The organism is uncultured Subdoligranulum sp. (assembly GCF_937890665.1).
In genome coordinates this window covers 1-5,870 of sequence record NZ_CALADU010000084.1, presented here as the reverse complement: position 1 = coordinate 5,870, position 5,870 = coordinate 1, and the positions used below count along the sequence as shown (strand labels likewise).

Here is a 5,870-nt window from a genome sequence, read left to right as displayed (position 1 = left end):
AATCCCATGGCCATTGCCGGTACGCTGGCCATTATGACAGGCGGTGACAAGGAGGCTTTTGAGGAAGTGAAGCCCCTGCTGGAGTGCATGGGCACCCCTGTGTACGTGGGCGGCCCCGCCAGCGGCAGCGTCACCAAGCTGGTGAACAACATGGTGGCCGGCGCCTACCTGGTGGCCATGGCCGAGGGCTATGCCTTCGCCGCCAAGGCGGGCATTGACCTCCAAACCACCTTCGAGGCCACTCGCGGCGGCTTCGCCGGAGGTCCCCTCTATGACAACAAAATTCCCAAGCTCATTCACCGGGACTACGAGCCCGGCGCCCGGGTGGCCGTCCACCGCAAGGACATCCTGAACGCAAAACACTATGCCCACCACTTGGGTGTGGATACACCCATGACCGACGTGGTGCTGCAGGTGATGGACTGGATGAACGACAACGGCCACATTGACGAGGATCAGATCGCCATGGTAAAGTATTACGAAGACAAAATGGGCGTGACGGTGGGAAGCGCCGACTGACCCTGTCCCACGGAGGTGGATGGAATATGGAAGCTGTCCGATATGCCCTGCAGGCGGTCCTGCCAGTGGCGCTGCTGCTTTTGCTGGGCTGCCTGATGCGAAAACGGGAGCTGGTCTCTGAGCACTTTGCGGCGGAGGGAGACCACCTGTGTATGCGTTTGCTGTTCCCGGTGCTGCTGTTCCGCAGCATCTCCCAGGGAGAGCTGGCGCTGGACAGCTGCCTGCGCAGCATCGCCTTTGCCTACGGTGTCATCGCGGTTTCCCTGCTGGCGGGTATTCTGCTGATCCCCCGGCTGGTCCATGACAGAAATCAGATCGCGGTGGTCATCCAATCCTTATACCGGGGCAATTTCACCCTGTACGGTATCCCGTTCTCCCAACTGCTGGGAGGGGCGGGCGCGGCAGCTGCCGCATCGGCCATCGCGGCGGCGACCCTGCCGGTGCTGAACATCGCCGCGGTAGTCATGTATGCCTGGTACGCCGGGCGGGAGCAGAGAAGCTGGACACAACTCCTGAAGGGCATCCTGAAAAATCCCGTTCTGTGGGGCGTGTTCCTGGGACTGGCCTTCCGGCCCTTCCATATGGCCCTGCCGGGGCCGCTGGAGAGTCTGACCGCCAGTCTCGCGGCCATGGCCTCGCCGCTGGCCTTCCTGACGCTGGGGGTCAAGCTGTATGGCGGACGGGTGCCTGCTGGACAGAGGCGGCTGACAGGGGCAGTGGTGCTCTTCAAACTGCTCATTATGCCTCTGCTGGCCCTGCCGGTGGCGATCTGGGGCTTTGGGCTCCGTGGGACGGAACTGATCCCCGTGTTCTTGTTCACGGCGGCGCCGTCGGCCATCACCACCTATCAGCTGGCCGGTGAATACGGCGCGGACGACCTGCTGGCCGGCAGCATCGTGACCATCTCCACCCTTTTTTCCTCCGTGACCCTCTGCCTGTTTGTGGCAGTGCTGAAAAACTTATCATTGATTTAATCTTCCCTTTCTGCCCCTTCAAACGCAAACTCTCCCGCGTTTGAAGGGGCCTTTTTGTCCGCAGTGCTGCCAGCACCACTTTTGGCCACAGTTCAACTGCATTCACACTGTGGACTTACATCTGCGCTGTGCCGGAGATCACATATACAAAGGAATATGCGCTTTCAGCGGAGACTTTAGCAATAGATAATATAGCACAGACTATTGCAAATAAAAAAATTCAAAAAAGACCAACATAGTAGAAAAAGGAAATGCAACTTTCGTTGTGACCGTCTGGGATTAACATTTACATGAAGGATTAAGGGCCTGCTCCAAAATGTTAAAAAATAACAGGCGTATATCTTTTAAAAAAGCACATGAAAAGGATGAGCAGGGGGCATCCCCTGCTTTTTCACAGATAAGGAGCGTTATTTCGGTTGTAAACTTCGTTCTTATTTGGTATGCTGAAAACGGCAGAAGACATGGCGGGCATGGAAACAAATGACTCGAAGATGCTTACCAGCGGCGTGGTGGATATCCTTGGCGTTAAGTTAGATGCCGTAATCTTATATGGGGCGTATACCAGTTAGGCTCAGCATGCAGAATCAGATATGACATTACCGCAACCTTTGCGGAATAGCCATCCCAAACTGACTACAATTTTCAGAAAGTTATCAATTGCGGACAGGCTTTCTTTCTTTGTTTTGCGACGCAAATTTTGAGGTGGCGCATGAACTTGCGCTACCGACAGAGTGAGCCGCATCCGGATTCGGATGCGGCTCATTTGTGATCATCGCCACACTCTTGATGTACGGACTTTTGACGATCAGCCTTGCCATCCGTCATCATCCTTCACGGATTCCCGTACCCGCTTTTCAAACGAGATACGCCCGTTGGTCTGTTTCACATTCCGAACGCTCTCCGCGCGGCGCCGGCGCAGGTCCTCCTCGCTGAACTGAAAGCTGTCCGCGATGATCCCGGAGAGCATAAGTGGGGAGACACGAAAGAGCCGCCTCCAGCCATACCAGCCTACTGCAATCTGGCTCCTGAAACTGTGTATATTGAGCATCTGTACCTTATACTAACACCTCATTAGATGCCCCAATACTGCTCACATCGAGTAATGATGAAAATATCCCTGCCCTGGTGGGCGATGATATAATTTCCTTATGCAGACAGAGGTTTCCTGCTTTACGCTTGTTCCTCATTATTAGACTCCATATTTCTCGCTCTACTGCGCTTCCTTTTCACACCGAATCGGTTTGGACAAGTCGCCATCTCGTGGCTTACGCTAATTTATCTTGTCACTGGGTACTCGTGGCGGTTCTGTATTGTACTCTGTCGGTTCTTGGAGAGCAACCAAAATCCGTTCCATTGCTTTTGCGGGAATCGGTTTCCGATCTTCTCAGCAAAACTACATACAGTGGCAATGAGTGTCCAGATATCGTATTCCCGGCTTGGGAATGTCCCTCATTCGTACAATTATGGGAAAAAGTTGGCCGGATAAAGAACATCAACTTGTCAGAGATGATAATTTCTGTTATACTTCATCCATCGGATGAAAGGGGATGATACAATGGCAAAAAACAAATTAGTTTCCCCTGTTGTGAAATGGGTCGGTGGAAAGAGACAACTTTTGGATGAAATTGTTCCGTTGTTTCCCAAACGAATGACTACTTATTGTGAACCTTTTTTAGGCGGTGGGGCAGTCCTCTTTTGCCACCAGCCGAAAAGCGCCATCGTCAACGATCTCAATGGAGATTTGATGTTAGTGTATGAAGTGATTCGCGATGACGTCGAGGATCTAATTGAGGATCTGCAAAGACACGAAAACACTTCGGAATATTTTTATGCACTCAGGGACTTAGATAGGGACAAAGAGAGCTATGGGGCCATGTCGAAGGTTAAAAGAGCGTCCAGAGTTATTTATTTAAACAAGACTTGCTATAACGGCCTCTTTCGGGTAAATGCTTCCGGAGAGTTCAATTCTCCATTTGGACATTATAAAAATCCAAGTATTGTTAATGCACCCGTTTTGCGCGCTGTAAGTAAGTATTTATCAGAAAATAATATTGAACTTTTAAGTGAAGACTTTGAGACGACTCTTCAGCGCGTTCCAAGGGGTGGGTTTGTTTATCTTGATCCTCCTTATGATCCGGTGTCAGATACCGCAAGCTTTACCGGATATAACAGCGGAGGTTTTGATAGAAATGAACAGATCCGGTTGAAAGAATGCTGCGATATTCTTACTCAACGCGGTGTAAAATTTTTGCTTTCGAATTCGGCTACCAGTTTCATCAAAGAACTATACAAAGATTATACCGTAGCAACAGTACATGCAAAACGAGCAATAAACTCCGACGCCAGCAAGCGAGGGGCTATTGAGGAGGTTTTGATTCGGAACTATGGGGCTAAATGATACTGCTTGGGAAATCTTATTTGACAAATATCATATTTTAGATGAAATTTCGAAATATGGGATATTTACCATTTCTGCAAATCAGATTAGAGAATTTCGCGAACCAAGGTTGATGACCAAATTCGATCATAAGGTTAATCTACCTCAAATCTTTTCCAAGAATAATTTGGCAATTCTACCTATTACGCGAGGCGATTATGTCATATCCCAGTTTTCGGCTTATCAAACCTTTGACCCACCAACGGAATATTATCAAACCGTCAAAATTCCTGCGCATATACAGAGTCTTATGCCCAAATATTTAGTCAGTGAAGCTATTGCGTTGAATTGTGCAAATGCTTGTGGAATCTTAAATGATTTTCTTGAAGATACGGAGCTGGTCCCAACCGTGAGTGGTCGAATGAGTTCCGGAAACTTTGAGTTTGATATCGCTACAGGTAGGGGAAAACAATCCCTAACAGTGAGTAATTCTCAAATTGAGATTGATGCTGCCTATGAGGGGATAGATTATCTTTCACTATTTGAGGCTAAACATGATATTTCAGATGATTTTTTGGTGAGACAACTTTATTATCCGTTTCGTGTTTGGGAAAGCCGCATAACAAAAAAAGTTAAGTCGGTGTTTTTGGTATTTTCTAATGGCGTATTCTATCTATATCAGTATGAATTTGCCGATCCTAAGAACTATAATTCTTTGTGTTTGGTGAAGCAAAAGAATTATATTATTTCACCTGAAATTTCACTTGAAGATATTCAAAATGTTTTGGAGAATATATCTATTTGTGAAGAACCCGATATTGCATTTCCACAGGCAAACAGTATGCCGAGGATCGTTAATTTGATGGAATTGCTTACTGGGCGTTCTATGACGAAGCAAGATATCACCTCCGAATACGCTTTTGATGAAAGACAGACCAATTACTATACTGATGCAGGCCGTTATCTTGGCTTCATTGAAAAAGTGAAGAATGAAGAAGGAGCAATTACTTTCCAACTTTCAAATTTAGGACGAAGCGTAATGGAATTGGAATATAAAGAGCGACAGCTTGCTATTGTGTCAGCAATTCTCAGACATCGCGCTTTTAATGAAACACTAAAAATAAATTTGAATTCTGGGGAAATGCCAGATGCAAATGCGATTGTGCAGATAATGAAAGAATCGAATTTGTACCATGTTGAGGCAAATAGCACATATTACCGCCGCTCCTCAACAATTATTGGATGGCTCAACTGGATTTTAGGATTGGTGGAAGAAAGCTGATATATTTATACTATACTATTGACATATGAGCACGTGGTTGTATTCACAGAAGGAAATTGCATTGACAATTGGAAATGATAGGTATAAATTGTAATTAATCTAATGAGAGGAGGGAATTGCAGTGAGCAGGGTTTGCAAGCACTGCGGTAGACCGCTAAACGAGTCACAATATGCTCAAGAAATGGCGCTAAAGTCCTGCCCGAAATGTTCTGTTGAAGATGGGGAGGAGCATATTTTCTACTCATATCCACAAAACTTTGGGAAAAGCGTGAAGAGAGTTTCTGCAAAAATCCCTGATGGTGCACAGAGTTGGTGCTCTCTTTGCCGAGTAGAAGATTTTGGACCGCATTTGGGCGGAAGACGTTGCAGCGAAGTTTTGTAATGATTCCGTTTGCGACATTGTAACAACGTGTTGTCTAATGTTGTTTGACCCACACCGTGACCCACACGGGGAAACGAGCGGATGGAAACAATGGAGCGGAAAGCTCTAAAGACCACGCATCTCTGAAACAAAAAGGCCCCGAAAGCACTGGAAAGCAGTACTTTCGGGGCTTTTAACCACTTGGTAAGGATGAGGTCTCCGGTTCAAATCCGGATAGCAGCTCCACAAAAACCGCTCTTTTCGCTTGGAAAGGGCGGTTTTGTTTTGCTTTTTGCGACTTTGATAAGGTACAATAATTTTCGCAAATTGAAAAGCAAACAAAAGAAGACATGGTTT

General features: G+C 47.2%; 5 protein-coding genes. 4 read left to right on the top strand and 1 reads right to left on the bottom strand.

Annotated features, from left to right (window positions below):
* The coding region (locus tag Q0526_RS04630; RefSeq protein ID WP_298731286.1) for an NAD-binding protein at nt 1-519 on the top strand (519 nt) is incomplete at its 5' end.
* A gap of 26 nt (nt 520-545) precedes the next feature.
* Nucleotides 546-1,493 carry an AEC family transporter gene (locus Q0526_RS04625; RefSeq protein WP_298731285.1) on the top strand — a complete coding sequence of 316 codons (948 nt, stop codon included), beginning with the start codon at nt 546-548 and terminating at the stop codon, nt 1,491-1,493.
* Between the two features lie 653 nt (nt 1,494-2,146).
* On the opposite strand, the gene Q0526_RS04620 is transcribed toward Q0526_RS04625, so the two are convergent.
* On the bottom strand, nt 2,147-2,311 hold the full coding sequence (locus Q0526_RS04620; RefSeq protein ID WP_298731284.1) for a hypothetical protein: 165 nt from the start codon (nt 2,309-2,311) through the stop codon (nt 2,147-2,149).
* A 737-nt stretch (nt 2,312-3,048) separates the two neighbouring features.
* Between Q0526_RS04620 and Q0526_RS04615 the strand changes: the two genes are divergently transcribed.
* Together Q0526_RS04615 and Q0526_RS04610 are read left to right on the top strand one after the other, a co-directional pair.
* Nucleotides 3,049-3,891: a DNA adenine methylase gene (locus tag Q0526_RS04615; RefSeq protein ID WP_298731283.1), complete on the top strand. Its 843-nt coding sequence runs from the start codon at nt 3,049-3,051 to the stop codon at nt 3,889-3,891.
* Nucleotides 3,878-5,152, top strand: a complete 1,275-nt coding sequence (locus Q0526_RS04610; RefSeq protein ID WP_298731282.1) for a transcriptional regulator — start codon at nt 3,878-3,880, stop codon at nt 5,150-5,152. Before Q0526_RS04615 ends, Q0526_RS04610 begins: the two co-directional genes overlap by 14 nt.
* The last annotated feature ends 718 nt before the right edge of the window (nt 5,153-5,870 follow it).